The 14,627-nt window shown below is 65.6% G+C and carries 14 protein-coding genes; 1 reads left to right on the forward strand and 13 read right to left on the reverse strand.

All coding sequences use genetic code 11. The features are described 5' to 3' along the window. Positions 1-2: 2 nt before the first annotated feature. Positions 3-536: a hypothetical protein gene (locus AB0313_RS16195; RefSeq protein ID WP_366306769.1), complete on the reverse strand. Its 534-nt coding sequence runs from the start codon at positions 534-536 to the stop codon at positions 3-5. Between the two features lie 127 nt (positions 537-663). Here AB0313_RS16195 and AB0313_RS16200 point away from each other — a divergent pair, with 127 nt between their 5' ends. Beyond that, positions 664-1,164, forward strand: a complete 501-nt coding sequence (locus tag AB0313_RS16200; protein ID WP_366306771.1) for a flavin reductase family protein — start codon at positions 664-666, stop codon at positions 1,162-1,164. A gap of 89 nt (positions 1,165-1,253) precedes the next feature. Here AB0313_RS16200 and dnaE read toward each other — a convergent pair whose 3' ends face one another. The 12 genes from dnaE to murG form a co-directional block, all read right to left on the reverse strand. After that, positions 1,254-4,814, reverse strand: a complete 3,561-nt coding sequence (gene dnaE, locus AB0313_RS16205; protein WP_141940884.1) for a DNA polymerase III subunit alpha — start codon at positions 4,812-4,814, stop codon at positions 1,254-1,256. A gap of 49 nt (positions 4,815-4,863) precedes the next feature. Beyond that, a complete protein-coding gene (locus tag AB0313_RS16210; protein ID WP_141940883.1) occupies positions 4,864-5,790 on the reverse strand; it encodes an RluA family pseudouridine synthase in 927 nt (308 codons plus the stop codon). Continuing rightward, entirely contained in the window at positions 5,783-6,355 is a 573-nt protein-coding gene (gene lspA / locus AB0313_RS16215; RefSeq protein ID WP_366306773.1) for a signal peptidase II, read from the reverse strand. The genes AB0313_RS16210 and lspA overlap by 8 nt, the downstream gene beginning before the upstream one ends. A gap of 93 nt (positions 6,356-6,448) precedes the next feature. Continuing rightward, positions 6,449-7,135: a DivIVA domain-containing protein gene (locus AB0313_RS16220; RefSeq protein WP_141940881.1), complete on the reverse strand. Its 687-nt coding sequence runs from the start codon at positions 7,133-7,135 to the stop codon at positions 6,449-6,451. Between the two features lie 176 nt (positions 7,136-7,311). Further along, positions 7,312-7,599: a YggT family protein gene (locus AB0313_RS16225; protein ID WP_141940880.1), complete on the reverse strand. Its 288-nt coding sequence runs from the start codon at positions 7,597-7,599 to the stop codon at positions 7,312-7,314. 132 nt (positions 7,600-7,731) lie between these two features. Then, positions 7,732-8,262, reverse strand: coding sequence for a cell division protein SepF (gene sepF / locus AB0313_RS16230; RefSeq protein WP_141940879.1), 531 nt, complete (start codon positions 8,260-8,262; stop codon positions 7,732-7,734). Positions 8,263-8,352: 90 nt separating this feature from the next. Continuing rightward, positions 8,353-9,105: a YggS family pyridoxal phosphate-dependent enzyme gene (locus tag AB0313_RS16235; RefSeq protein ID WP_307310354.1), complete on the reverse strand. Its 753-nt coding sequence runs from the start codon at positions 9,103-9,105 to the stop codon at positions 8,353-8,355. Then, positions 9,098-9,787, reverse strand: a complete 690-nt coding sequence (locus AB0313_RS16240; RefSeq protein ID WP_366306776.1) for a polyphenol oxidase family protein — start codon at positions 9,785-9,787, stop codon at positions 9,098-9,100. The genes AB0313_RS16235 and AB0313_RS16240 overlap by 8 nt, the downstream gene beginning before the upstream one ends. 8 nt (positions 9,788-9,795) lie before the next feature. Further along, positions 9,796-11,049, reverse strand: a complete 1,254-nt coding sequence (ftsZ, locus tag AB0313_RS16245; protein WP_141940876.1) for a cell division protein FtsZ — start codon at positions 11,047-11,049, stop codon at positions 9,796-9,798. 185 nt (positions 11,050-11,234) lie between these two features. Next, positions 11,235-12,158 carry an FtsQ-type POTRA domain-containing protein gene (locus AB0313_RS16250; RefSeq protein WP_366306777.1) on the reverse strand — a complete coding sequence of 308 codons (924 nt, stop codon included), beginning with the start codon at positions 12,156-12,158 and terminating at the stop codon, positions 11,235-11,237. Continuing rightward, positions 12,151-13,530, reverse strand: a complete 1,380-nt coding sequence (gene murC, locus AB0313_RS16255) for a UDP-N-acetylmuramate--L-alanine ligase (RefSeq protein WP_366306778.1) — start codon at positions 13,528-13,530, stop codon at positions 12,151-12,153. Before murC ends, AB0313_RS16250 begins: the two co-directional genes overlap by 8 nt. Next, positions 13,527-14,627, reverse strand: coding sequence for an undecaprenyldiphospho-muramoylpentapeptide beta-N-acetylglucosaminyltransferase (gene murG, locus AB0313_RS16260; protein WP_366306780.1), 1,101 nt, complete (start codon positions 14,625-14,627; stop codon positions 13,527-13,529). Before murG ends, murC begins: the two co-directional genes overlap by 4 nt.

The raw sequence follows: 14,627 nt of genomic DNA on the forward strand, positions 1-14,627 counted from the left end.
GACTATTTTACGGCGCCGAGGCCGGCCGGAGTTCCGGCATCGCCGGCCGCGGGCTTCGTGCTGCCCGTACCCACGAGTTCCAGGACGAAGACCGACACGGCTGTGGCGGCGGGGCCGAGCAGCAGCACCGGCCACGCCCGCAAGGAGAAGGCAAGGCTGGCATTGGCGGACGTATCAACGGCCGGACCGAAGAGCCGGGCCACGAGGATACCTGTTCCCCATGCCACCACGCTGCCGGCCAACGCTCCCGCCAGGCCCGTCAAGAGCGCCGCCTGCGGTGACGGACGCCTGCCGTCCGCCAGGAACACGGCAAGCAGGCAGCCGCCGAGCAGCAGGATGCCTGCCAGGGTGAGGTCGCGGGGCAGCCACACCACGGGAGCGGTACCGGAAGCCAGCGCCGGATCCCGGGTGATCAGGTTCAATCCGCCCGGGGCAAGGAGCCACCACAGCACGCCGGCCGGGATGCCCGCAACCACCGGAACCAGCAGCAGGGACCAAGGCAGCAGGCGCCGGGCAGGGCGGGCCAAGTTTGTCATGCAACACACCTTAACAAAGGTTCCTGCAAGGACAGGGGCGGAACTGCTGCCGCCGGCTGTTTTCCCGCCACCGCCGGGGACCAATACTCTTGGAGAGAGAATTACGCCACCTACTGCAGGAGTTCCGGTGACCGACAACAGCGAGCCCTTTGAGCAGACGTTCAGGGAGATGTTCCGCCGTCACGCCGCGGGCGTCGCCATCATCACCGTGAACTACCAGGATGAGCCCTACGGCTTTACCGCGACCTCCGTGGCCTCCCTGTCCGCCAAGCCGCCGCGTTTTACCTTCAACATGGCGCGCAGTTCCAGGTCGTGGCCGGCCGTGGCCAACACCCAGTACCTGGGCGTACACATGCTGGGGCTGGAAAACCAGGAGCTTGCCGCGCGCTTCGCCCGGCCAGGCAACCGTTTCGAAGGCAAGCACTGGGACATCGGACCTCACGGCGTGCCCATCCTGAAGGATGTTGCCGGCTGGCTGATCGGCGAGGTGCAAATGAGGCTCTCGTTCGAGAACAACGCGGTGGTGGTGGTCCAAGTGGTGGACGGCCAGGTAGGCGGCGAGGGCTCGCCCCTGCTGTACCACGGCGGCGCCTACGGGCAGCCGGTGCCGCTCGACTACGAAATCTGACCCCGGCAACACCAACCGGGCATGAAAGACGCGGTCGACGGCGGGAGGTGCTTCCCGCCGTCGACCGCGTCTTTGTCAGGCGTCCCGGTTTATGCGTCCAGGCAGGCCGGGCCCAGCAGGACCTTCAGGTCGCCGAACAGTGACGGGCTGGGGTTCACCCGGAGGTGGACGGGCAGGCCCATGATTTCGGTCCGGGTGTCGCCCTGCAGGTGCAGCCGGACTTCGGAGTTGCCCCGGTGGGTGCGCAGCACATCACCCAGCTCGGTGACCACGGCTTCGGTGGCCTTGAAGGTGGGCATGGTGATCACCAGGGGCCCGTGCAGCCCCTCGCTGAGGTCCGGGACGGACAGCTCCATGCAGTTCAGGGTGATGGCGCCGTCGTCGCGCTTCTGCAGGCGGCCCTTCACCACCACGATCAGGTCTTCGGCAAGGACCGAAGCGATGGGCCCGTAGACCTGGCCGAAGAACATGACTTCGATGGAACCGCCGAGGTCTTCCACCTCCGCCCGGGCGTAGGCGTTGCCGCTGGCTTTGGCGATGCGCCTGCTCAGCGACGTGATCATTCCGGCGATGGTGATGATGGCGCCGTCCTGCGGACCGTCCTCGCCGAGGATGGTGGTGATGCTCATCTCGGCGTGCTGGGCCAGGAGGCCTTCCAGCCCCTGCAGCGGGTGGTCGGAGACGTACAGGCCCAGCATGTCCCGCTCGAAGGAGAGCTTGTCCTTCTTTTCCCACTCCGGCAGGTCCGGAATCTCTATGCTCAGGGAGGACGATTCCTCCCCGGCGTCCTCGAACCCGGCGAAGAGGTCGAACTGGCCGATGGCCTCATTCCGCTTGAGGGTGATGACGGAGTCGATGGCCTCTTCGTGGACCATGGCCAGGGCACGGCGGTGGTGGCCCAGCGAGTCGAAGGCGCCTGATTTGATCAGGGACTCGATGGTCCGTTTGTTGCAGACCACGGCCGGGACCTTCATCAGGTAGTCCTTGAACGAGGTGAACGCGCCCTCGCTTTCGCGGGCGGCCACCATGGCCTCCACGGCGTTGACGCCCACGTTGCGGATGGCGCCCATGCCAAAGCGGATGTCGTTGCCTACCGGGGTGAAGTTGAGCGCGGACTCGTTGACGTCCGGTGGAAGCACGGTGATGCCCATGCGCCGGCACTCGTTGAGGTAGATCGCGGACTTGTCCTTGTCATCGCCCACCGACGTCAGCAGCGCCGCCATGTACTCCGGCGCATAGTGTGCCTTCAGGTACGCGGTCCAGTAGGAGATCACGCCGTAGGCAGCGGAGTGGGCCTTGTTGAAGGCGTAGTCGGAGAAGGGCAGCAGGATGTCCCACAGGGTTTTCACTGCCTCCATGGAGTAGCCGTTGTCCTGCATGCCCTGGGAGAAGCCGGCGAACTGCTTGTCCAGCTCGGATTTCTTCTTCTTGCCCATCGCCCGGCGGAGGATGTCTGCCTGGCCCAGCGAGTAGCCGGCCAGCTTCTGCGCCACGGCCATGACCTGCTCCTGGTACACGATCAGGCCATAGGTCCCGCCGAGGATTTCCTTGAGGGGCTCCTCCAGCTCCGGGTGGATGGGGATGACCTCCTGGATGCCGTTCTTGCGCAGCGCATAGTCGGTGTGGGCGTTGGCGCCCATGGGGCCCGGGCGGTACAGCGCCAGAACGGCGGAAATGTCTTCGAAGTTGTCAGGCTTCATCAGCTTGAGCAGCGACCGCATGGGACCGCCGTCGAGCTGGAACACGCCCAGGGTGTCGCCGCGGGCCAGGAGCTCGTAGGACGCGGCGTCGTCAAGTTCGAGGTTTTCCAGGTCCAGGTCGATGCCGCGGTTCATCTTGATGTTCTCGAGGGCGTCGGAAATGATCGTAAGGTTCCGCAGGCCCAGGAAGTCCATCTTGATCAGGCCAAGTCCCTCGGACGTCGGGTAATCGAACTGCGTGATCACCTGGCCGTCCTGGAAGCGGCGCATGATGGGGATGACGTCGATGATGGGGTCCGAGGACATGATCACGCCTGCCGCGTGCACGCCCCACTGCCGCTTCAGGCCCTCAATGCCCAGCGCCGTCTCGAAGACCTTGGCAGCCTCCGGGTCCGTGGCGATCAGCTGCCGGAAGTCTCCTGCCTCGCTGTAGCGCTTGGCTTCCGGGTTCTGGATGTCAGCCAGCGGGATATCCTTGGCCATCACCGCCGGCGGCAGGGCCTTGGTCAGCGTCTCCCCCATGCTGAAGGGATAGCCCAGGACGCGGGAGGAGTCCTTCAGCGCCTGCTTGGTCTTGATGGTGCCGTACGTGACGATCATCGCCACACGCTCGTCGCCGTACTTGCGGGTCACATAGTCGATGACCTCGGAACGGCGCCGGTCATCGAAGTCGACGTCGAAGTCGGGCATGGAGACGCGGTCCGGGTTCAGGAACCGTTCGAAGATCAGCCCGTGCCGCAGGGGGTCCAGGTCGGTGATACGCATGGCGTACGCCACCATGGAGCCTGCACCCGAGCCACGGCCCGGCCCCACCCGGATGCCGTTGTTCTTCGCCCAGTTGATGAAGTCCGCAACCACCAGGAAGTATCCCGGGAACCCCATGGACGTGATGACGCCGAGCTCATAGTCGGCCTGTTTGCGCACCTCATCGGGGACGCCGCCGGGGTACCGGTACTTCAGGCCCTTGTCCACTTCCTTGACCAGCCAGGAAGTCTCATCCTCGCCGGGCGGGCAGGGGAACCGCGGCATGTAGTTCGCGTCCGTGTTGAAGGACACCTCGCAGCGCTCGGCGATGAGCAGTGTGTTGTCGCAGGCGTCGGGATGGTCGCGGAACAGCTCCCTCATCTCCCGCGGGGACTTGAGGTAGTAGCCGCTGCCGGAGAACGCGAACCGGGAACCACCGTTGTCATAGGTGGGTTCCAGCAGGGTCGAGCCGGACTGGATGGCCAGCAGGGCCTCGTGCGCCTTGGCGTCGTGTTCATGGGTGTAGTGGAGGTCGTTCGTGGCCACCAGCGGAAGGTTCAGGTCCTTGGCCAGCCGCAGCAGGTCACCGGTGACCCGCCGCTCAATGTCCAGCCCGTGGTCCATCAGTTCACAGAAGTAGTTGTCCGCGCCGAAGATATCGCGGAACTCCGCCGCGGCCTCAAGCGCCTCGCGGTACTGGCCCAGACGCAGGCGTGTCTGCACTTCGCCGGACGGGCAGCCCGTGGTGGCGATCAGGCCCTCGGAATAGGTATTGAGCAGTTCCCGGTCCAGCCGCGGCCACTTGCCGAACACCGAGTCGAGGGAGGCTATGGACGAGGCGCGGAAGAGGTTCCGCATGCCCACGTTGTTATAGCTCAGGAGCGTCATATGGGTGTAGGAGCCACCGCCGGAGACGTCGTCCTTGCGCTGGGATTCATCGCCCCAGCGAACGCGCTCCTTATCGGTGCGTGCCGTACCCGGCGTTACATACGCTTCGACGCCGATGATCGGCTTGATGCCCTTGGCCTGGGCTTTTTGCCAGAAGTCGAACGCACCGAACAGGTAACCATGGTCGGTTGTGGCGAGGGCCGGCATGCCCAGTCGTTCGGTCTCGTCGAACAGCTCACCCAGGCGGGCGGCTCCATCCAGCATGGAATATTCGGTGTGGGTGTGCAGGTGGACAAACGAATCATTGCTGGAACTCACCGCACCATTCTAAGCGCTGCCCCCTCGCAGCCAGGCCAGCCCTACCGTGTCAGGCCTGGCCCGACTCCAGCACTTCCAGTGCGTAGGCCAGGTCCTGCGGATAGTCACTGGTGACCGTGACGCGCTCCCCTGTGACCGGGTGGTCAAACGAGAGCTCCCGGGCGTGCAGCCACTGACGGGTAAGCCCGAGGTTGGCGGCAAGCCGGGGGTCCGCGCCGTAGGTGAGGTCACCCGCGCAGGGGTGCCGAAGAGCGGAAAAATGGACCCGGATCTGATGCGTACGGCCGGTTTCCAGGTGGACTTCCACCAGGCTGGCCTTGCCGAATGCTTCCAGGACTTCGTAATGCGTTACCGAGGGGCGTCCGTCCTCAATGACGGCAAAGCGCCAGTCATGACCCGGGTGGCGGCCAATGGGGGCGTCGATGGTTCCGGCCAGGGGATCGGGGAGGCCCTGCACCACAGCGTGATACACCTTGTCCACGGTGCGCTCCTTGAAGGCCCGCTTGAGGGCTGTGTAGGCCCGTTCTGACTTGGCCACCACCATCACGCCGGAGGTTCCGACGTCGAGCCGGTGGACTATGCCTGCCCGCTCCGGGGCGCCCGATGTGGAGATGCGGTACCCGGCGGCGGCCAGGCCGCCCACCACGGTGGGCCCCACCCAGCCGGGCGAGGGGTGGGCTGCCACGCCCACCGGTTTGTCGACGACGACGAAATCGTCGTCGTCAAGCAGGATATTCAGGCCTTCCACAACTTCCTCCACGACTTCCAGCGGGTCCCGCCGTTCCGGAACGGTGACGTCCAGGACGTCACCGGCGGCGAGCTTTGCCGACTTTCCCAACGCCTTGCCACGGTTCAGCACGTGGCCTTCGGCCAGCAGGGACGCGGCGACTGAACGGGATACCCCCAGGATGCCCGCCAGGCCGGCGTCGGCCCGCGTTCCGCCAAACTCTTCGGCGATGACGATGCGTTCAGTCATGGCCAGGCTTGTCCTTGTGTCCGCTTCCGAGCCGGGTTCCGTCCAGGGCGATCCCCCGGACGGTCAGGATGCAGATGATGGCGACGGCTGACACCACGGCGGAGTCGGCAATGTTGAAGATGGCGAAGTTGGGGAGCTGGATGAAGTCCACCACGTGCCCCAGGCCGAAGGACGGCTCCCGGAAGAGCCTGTCCGTCAGGTTCCCCAGGGCGCCGCCAAGCAGCAGTCCCAGGGCCAGTGACCACCAGGCCGAGCCCAGCCTGCGGACCTGGAAGAGGATCGCGATGGCCACGCCGGCCATGATGATGGAAAACACCCAGGTGACATTCTCGCCAATGGAAAACGCGGCACCCGAATTGCGGATGAAGTACCAGTGCAGAAGGGGCGGCAGCACGGGAATGCGCTCCCCTTCGACCATCGTGGAAGTGACCCAGAGTTTTGTCAGCTGGTCCAGGACGTAGGCGAAGAGCGCGAACCCGGCAAACAGGGACAGCAGGACTGCCCGGCGGGGGCGGTGCGGGTGTGGGACAGGGCGTGCCGCGTCGGCAGCAAGTTCGTCAGTCATGGTGCTTTCAATTCGTGGAACTGGGCGTCAATGCCAAAAGCCGGCGGCCGAGGAATCCTCAGCCACCGGCTTTCAGAATACGTGCTGCCAGACTTAGTTGGCTTCGCTGACTTCCGGCGTCGCAACGGAGCCACGGGCTTCCAGGTCGCGGAGCTGGCCCTCGATGTAGGCCTTGAGGCGCGAGCGGTAGTCGCGCTCGAAACCGCGGAGCTGCTCCACCTTGCGCTCCAGAACGGACCGCTGCTGTTCGAGGGCACCGAGGATCTTGCGGGACTTCTCCTGGGCGTCGTTGACGAGGCTGCTGGCTTCGATCTGCGCCTCGGCGATGATCTTGTCCTTCTGGGCCTGGCCGTCAGCAACGTGGCGGTCGTGCATCTGCTGGGCCATGGCCAGCAGTCCGGCAGCGGACTCGGCCGAGGGGGTAGCGACAGCTGCGGGAGCAGCCGGTGCGGCGGCAGCAGGGGCGGCCGGCTGGACGTCCTTCTTCTTGCTCGCTTCGGCAGCCTTGGCTTCGGCCTCTGCCTTCTCGCGGGCTTCGTCCTTGTCGGCCTTGACCGGCGCGGGAACCTTCTCCACGACAGGCGCGGCAGCAGAGCTTGCCGGCACGCTGGACCCGGCTTCGGCGAGCTTCTTGCGGAGCTCGTCGTTTTCCTGGTTCAGGCGGCGGAGTTCAACGACGATTTCGTCCAGGAAGTCGTCAACCTCGTCCTGGTCATAGCCCTCGCGGAACTTGGTGGGCTGAAAGCGCTTGTTGACAACGTCTTCTGGCGTCAAAGCCATCTGGTCACCTCACTGGTCTGGTTAGTCAGTAGGCCTTCCGGCCGTCAAAACTACGGTACCTAAATTTGGTCTGCTTACTCTAATTCAACACTGCGGTGTCAAACGGGAGGTTTCTTCGCTTTACAGTAGCCGTTCACGGGGGCAACGGCCTGCATCGCTGGGTCTAAATCGGTGAATCAGGCCAGGCTCCTGGTGACGTTCATGGCGATGCTGACGCCGATGAACAGAATCAGGAAGCCCAGGTCCAGGGAGACTCCGCCGAGCCGGAGGGGCGGAATCAGCCGCCGCAGCCCCTTGAGCGGCGGGTCGGTGATGGAGTACACGGCGTGTGCCACCACCAGGGCCGCACCGCGGGGGCGCCAGTCCCTCGCAAACATCTGCACCCAGTCGAATACGAGCCGGATGATGAGGGCGACGAAAAACAACAGCAGGGCGAGATAGAGAAGTCCGAAAACAATTCCCATGACTTATTTCATATCTCCAGGGTTCGTGCGGCGGACCACTCGGGCCTGCCACTGTTGCGCAGCTGTCGTCTTGTCTATTTCAGCACAGATGCCAGACAGGCGTCCCTGCCTGGCATCTGCAAAGCCTGATGCTCAGCTTTGGTTGAAGAAGCTGGCCTGCGTGTCGCTGGCCTTTTTGTCGTCACCAATCACTTCGACGTAGGACGGTGAGAGCAGGAACACTTTGTTGGTCACACGCTCGATGCTTCCCCGGAGGCCGAAAACGAGTCCGGCGGAGAAATCCACCAACCGCTTGGCGTCAGCCTCGCCCATGTCGGTAACGTTCATGATCACCGGAATGCCGTCCCGGAAACTCTCACCGATGAGCTTGGCGTCATTGTAGGAACGGGGATGGATGGTAGTGATCTGGCGGAGACCGGTATTCTCCTCGCGGCTCGAGGCCGCACGCTTAATAGGGGTCACAGGGGCGCGGTATTCCTCTTCGGGGGCGTAGGACGCCTCGCGGCTGACTTCGCGGACCGGCGCCGGAGCACGGCGTTCCTCGCGGTCAACTTCCATCGGTTCGTCCTCATCCTTACGTGTGGTCTGTTGCTCGGGCTCGTGATACTCATCGCCGTCGGCGAGCCCAAGATAGATCATTGTCTTGCGCAGAGCGCCGGCCATGGTCGACTCCTAATCGTGTCCCGTAAGCGGGCCGCCCAATGATTTGACAGCACTGGAGTCCCCCGCCCATCACTTCCAATAGTTCCGACGCTACCCCACGGCGGGGCGGGAACCGAGAATATCGGAGCCTATTCTCAGGTGTGTCGCCCCGAACCCGATGGCGGCTTCCAGGTCCTGGCTCATGCCCGCCGAAATCGCCGTGGCAGCGGGGTACGTCTCGGTCAGCCGGGCGGAAACTCCGGACAGCTTCTCGAACGCGGGCTCCGGTGGTGCCCCCAGCGGCGCGACCGCCATCACGCCCATCAGGTCCAGGCCCTCAGACCCGGCGATCCGCTCTGCCAGGAGGGCAACGTCGGCAGGGGCTGCCCCGCCGCGGTGCGCATCGCCGTCGTCTTCAAGGTTGACTTGGATGAAGCAGCCCAACGGCCCACGTCCGCTTGAGTCCATCTCGTGTCGCACGGCTTTCGCCAGCGCATCGACAAGCTGCGGCCGGTCCACCGAGTGCACCGTGGCCGCGTAACGTGCCACCGATTTGGCCTTCTTGGTCTGCAGCTGGCCTACAAAATGCCAGGTGAGGGCAAGGTCGGCAAGTTCCAGGGCCTTGGCCGCCGCCTCCTGGTCCCGGTTTTCGCCCACATCCCGAATCCCGAGGGCGGCCAGCCGGCGGATGTCGTCGGCTGGATGGAACTTGGTCACCACGATCAGCGCCGGCGGCCGGTCTGCGCGCCCGGCGCTTTCGGCCGCTGCACTGATCCGCTTCCGCACTGCCGCCAGCCGCTCGGCGAGTTCGACGCTCCGTGCATCGCCGCCCTGCCCGCGGCCGGCATCCGACACGTCAGTCATGGCGCCAGACCAGCCCTGCGAAGCGGCCGGTATTCCGGTCGCGGCGGTACGAATAGAGCGTTTCCGTCTCCAGGGTGCAGACTCCGGAGTACTCCACGTCCACCCCGGCAGCCTCAAGCTGGCTCCGGGCACCGGCAGGAAGGTCCAGTGCGGGCGTTCCCCAGGACGTGGTACTCCGGGTTGCCGGGACCAGCGCGGATACCTCATCGCGCAACGCTGCCGGCACCTCGTAGCAGGACCCGCAGATCGACGGCCCCATCCAGGCCCGGATCCGGGAGGCACCCAGCGCCTTCATGCTGTCCACGGCAGCGGGCAGGACACCGTTAGCGACACCTGGCCGGCCGGCGTGGACTGCGGCCAGCACTGGCCCGCTTCCGGACTCACCCGCAAGAAGCACCGGAATGCAGTCGGCCACCATGACCGCCAGGGGCAGGCCACGGGACACCATGGCATCAGCCACGGGCACCGGCGACTGCGCGTCCATCAGGGCAACTGTGGTGCCGTGAACCTGGTTCATGAAGCGGAGGGCCTGCGGCTCCAGGCCTATGGACTGCTCCAGGCGGATACGGCGTTCCTGGACTGCAGCAGGATCATCCCCCACGTGCAGCGCCAGGTTTCCCGCACCTTCATCCGTGAATGCGGCCGACACCCCAGGCAGGATGTCGGCGCGCCAATGGAACAAGCCGCTACCTACTTCAGGAAGTCGGGAACATCCAGGTCGTCCGGGTGGGTACCGGTCAGGTCCGGCTCCACCACGGAGGGCAGGTCGACGTCGAAGCCCGAGTCAGCAGGGACGGCCGAGGGGCGCTGCTGGCCCCAGTTGCTCAGTCCAGCGGCACCGACACCGGCGTGGATCGGCTGGACGTTCTGCTGGTGGTTGCCGTTGCCCTGGTGGTTGCCACCCTGCGGGTGGGCCGAGGCAGGAGCGGCAGCAGGGGCAGCGGGACGCTGCGGGGCGGCCTGCGGCTGGGACTGGTCCATGGAGGGCGAGGTGGCCTTGACGTCGTCGAACCCGGCAGCGATGACCGTCACACGGGCTTCATCGCCGAGGGCGTCATCAATGACGGCACCAAAGATGATATTGGCTTCGGGGTGTGCCACTTCCTGGACCAGCCGCGCGGCTTCGTTGATTTCGAACAGGCCCAGGTCGGAGCCACCCTGGATGGAGAGCAGGACGCCGTGGGCGCCGTCAATGGATGCTTCCAGCAGCGGCGAGGCGATGGCAAGTTCCGCCGCCTTGACGGCGCGGTCTTCGCCCCGGGCCGAGCCGATGCCCATCAGGGCCGAACCTGCACCCTGCATGACGGACTTGACGTCTGCGAAGTCCAGGTTGATCAGGCCGGGAGTGGTGATGAGGTCGGTGATGCCCTGGACGCCGGACAGCAGGACCTGGTCCGCGGAGCGGAACGCGTCAAGGACGGAGACGTTGCGGTCACTGATGGACAGCAGTCGGTCATTGGGGATCACGATCAGGGTGTCCACCTCGTCGCGGAGGGCGTCGATGCCTGCCTCGGCAGAGCCGGCGCGGCGGCGGCCTTCGAAGGTGAAAGGCCGGGTAACAACGCCAATGGTCAGGGCGCCGAGCGAGCGGGCGATCCGGGCCACGACTGGGGCGCCGCCGGTGCCCGTGCCGCCGCCTTCGCCGGCAGTGACGAAGACCATGTCGGCGCCGCGCAGGACTTCCTCGATTTCGTCAGCGTGGTCTTCGGCAGCCTGCTTGCCTACCTCGGGGTTGGCACCGGCGCCGAGGCCACGGGTCAGCTCGCGTCCGACGTCGAGCTTAACGTCTGCGTCGCTCATGAGCAGGGCCTGGGCGTCGGTGTTGATGGCGATGAATTCAACACCCCTGAGGCCGACCTCGATCATGCGGTTGACTGCGTTCACGCCACCGCCGCCGATGCCGACGACTTTGATGACGGCCAAGTAATTCTGCGGAGCTGCCACGTTACGTGTCCCTTGTTCGTGTCTTATTGCGAAAACTGATGAAGAGCTTGAAGGCTGAAACCTTAACCTTCGAGTTGAAGGTTATAGTTATGTCAAGTAACTCTTGTCTGTGACGGTATTTCCTCTGGTTCCCACATTCAATAACCGGGTCCGCGTGTCGGATTAATACCGGGAAAGAAAGGGTGTCAGCGCGTCACGGGGTGCCGGGGCACACTGACATCGTAGACCTTGACCGGGTTCTTCGGATCCGCCGGAGCCTTGAGGAGGGCGGCCAGAACCTTGGCCTTGAGCTCCTTCTCCGAGGCGTTGCCCCACACGATGGTCTGGCCGTCCACAAGCTTCAGCTCCACGGCATCCACCGATTGCGCGGATGCGTTGGACAACTTCGCCAGCACATCCGGCGGCAGGGCCCCCAGGACCGCCGCGGTAGCGCGGAACAGGTCCTGGCCGATCGCCCCGGCGCCGCCGTCAATCACCGGCAGCGACGCGGACGTCGGGTCGTCGGTGGTTGCCAGCTGGACGCCGTCGACGTCGACCAACTCGTACTTCTCCCCCTGCTTCACCAAGGCAACCGGCACGCGTTCATGCACGGCCACGTCGAGCGTTGATGGCGGCCGGGCCTCCACAGATACGGATTTGACCTGGACCAGGGAGCCGAGCAGGCCGCGAACATCGTCCTCACCGATCTGCGGCAGGGGCTTGCCGCGCAGCGGTTCGAGTGCAGCCTGCACCTGGGCTGGGGTGAGCAGCCGGGTGCCCGTGACCGAAATAGTCTGCAGGGCCAGGACAGGAGAATAAACCGCGGCGGCCAGGAGCCCGGCCACCACCACAAACACCGTTACGACGGCGAGGATGACCTTCTTCCTGCGGCGCCGTCCCTTGGGTTCGGGAAATGCCAGGACCGTCGCACCTGAAGGTTTTTCCTCCCGCACGGGTTTCGGGGCCGGCGGTTCCGGGACGCTGCGCGAGGCTGTGATGACGTCGCCGCGGGCGGCATCGCCGACGACTTCCGCAGCAGCGTTCGGGGATCGGTTGCCGTTCTCCGCCGTGGGAGCTGGCCGGGCGTCCCGCTTGGGCGGTGAGTACGTGGGGCGGCGGGAGCTAGGCACGCAGCGCCTCCACAATCCGGGGGCCGTAGGCTGTCACGTCACCGGCGCCCACTGTGAGGACAACGTCTCCGTCCACCGCGGCTTCAGCCAGGGACCTGACGGCGTCCTCGGACCCAACCAGCCGGCCGCCGCCCGTGAGGTGGTCGGCGATCAACTGGCTGGTAACACCGGGAATAGGGTCTTCCCTGGCAGGGTAGATGTCCAGGACAAGTGCGGTATCGGCGAGATTGAGGGCTTCGGCGAACTCTGCGGCGAACTCCCGGGTCCGCGAAAACAGGTGCGGCTGGAAAAGGACGTGCACGTTGTGGTCCCCTGCTACAGAGCGGGCTGCGGTAAGGGCTGCCCGGACCTCGGTGGGGTGGTGCGCGTAGTCATCGAAAACCCGCACGCCCCGTACCGTGCCCTTGAGTTCAAAGCGGCGGGACGCACCGGAGAAATGCGCCAGGCCGTCGGCCGCCGTCGCTGGATCCACGCCGAGTTCGAGGGCAACGGCAAAGGCAGCCGCCGCGTTCAGGGCGTTGTGGCGTCCGGGAACCTGCAGCGACAACCCATAGCGCGCACCATCCCTGGTTGACACAGCCACTTGTCCGGGGCCGCCGTCGTCAAGCCTGATATCTGACGCTTCGCTGGCGCCATACAGGAGCACCCGGGTGTTGCCCCGCGCCTTGGTGCGCTCGGCGAGTGCCAGCGCGCCGGCGTCGTCAGCGCAGGCCACCAGCAGGCCGTCCGCGGGGAGCAAAGCGGTAAACCGGTCGAAGGACTGGTAAACCGCTTCCGCCGTGCCGTAGTAGTCGAGATGGTCGGGCTCCACGTTGGTGACGACCTCGATGCGCGGCCGGTAGTTCAGGAAGGAACCATCGGATTCATCTGCCTCGGCCACGAAGATCCCGGTGGAACCGTGGGCGGCGTTTACCCCGATCGCCGGGATGTTGGCGCCCACGGCAAAGGAAGGATCAAGTCCTGCCGCACGCAGCAGCACGGTGATCATCGACGTCGTAGTGGACTTGCCGTGTGTTCCGGCCACCGTCACCACCGTGTCATCGCCCATGGTTGCTGCCAGCGCCTGGGACCGGTGCAGCACAGGCAGGCCGGCCTCCCGCGCTGCCGCCAACTCTGGGTTGTCCTCCCTAATAGCCGATCCGGCAACGATGGTCTGCGCGTCCGCCAAGTTGACGGCCGCGTAGCCAACAGCGATGCGGGCGCCGGCCGCGGCGAGGTCGGCCATGACCGGCAGGTCCTTCGCGTCCGACCCGCTGACCGGAACACCGCGGGCCACCATGATGCGGGCTACGGCGGACATGCCTACTCCGCCGATGCCGATGAAGTGCACCTTTCCCAGCGACTCAAGGCGGGGGGCGTTATGGGGACTCATGCAGATACCGCTTCCAGGACAAGACCAGCCATGCGCTGGTCGGCATTTCGGATACCGAGCCGGTAGGACTTGGCTTCCATTTCGGCGAGCCTCGCTTTATCGGCGATCAGCGGAATCAGCTCACGCTCAACCCATTCCGGGGTGAAATCCCGGTCCGCCACCAGCAGTGCTCCCCCAGCGGCCACCAGGCCCGCAGCATTGAGCGCCTGTTCACCGTTCCCAATGGGCAGGGGCACCAGGACCGCGGGGACGCCCACCGCTGCGATCTCAGATACGGTCGCAGCCCCCGACCTGGCCAGGAGCAGGTCCGCTGCGGCGTAGGCGAGTTCCATCCCGTCGATGTACTCCACCTGCCGGTAGCCCTTTGCGGCGAGGGGCCGTCCGGCCTGGTCCAGGACGGTTTTGCCGCGTCCGGTGATGTGGAGGGTCTGGATGCCGGCATCAGCCAGCTGCGCGAGCGCTCCCGCGATCGTCCGGTTGATGCTCTTCGCCCCGGATGAACCGCCCGTGACGATCAGGGTGGGTTGCTGGGGATCGAGGCCAAGCGCTTCGCGGGCGGAAGCGCGGGCGGACTTCCGGTCCAGCCCGGAAATCTCCTTCCGCATGGGCATCCCCACGTGCACCGCGTCGCGGAGCGGGGTGCCCTCGAAGGCCACGGCCACCCGGCCGCGCAGGAAGGCTCCCACCCGGTTGGCGAGTCCGGGGCGGGCATTCGCCTCATGGATCACGATTGGCACCCGCCGCTTCCGTGCAGCCAGGTACATGGGCGTGCAGACGTATCCGCCGACCCCCACCAGCACGTCGGCCCCGGCCTGGTCCAGGATGGCGCCGGCCTGCCGCACGGCCCCCGCCAGCCTTCCGGGCAGGCGGAACAGGTCGGCGGAGGGCCTGCGTGGAAAGGGCACACGGTCGATCGTGGCGAGCTCAACGCCTGCGGCCGGAACCAGCCTGGTTTCCATTCCGGAGGGCGTGCCAACGGCCAGGATGGCAGCGTTGGGGGCTTGGCTGCGGATGGCGGCGGCAATGGCAAGCAACGGGCTGATATGGCCGGCTGTTCCGCCGCCCGCCAGGACGATGGAGGGGTTAGTGGTAGTCAT

This window comes from Pseudarthrobacter sp. NPDC080039, from assembly GCF_040702335.1.
Lineage (GTDB): Bacteria > Actinomycetota > Actinomycetes > Actinomycetales > Micrococcaceae > Arthrobacter > Arthrobacter enclensis_A.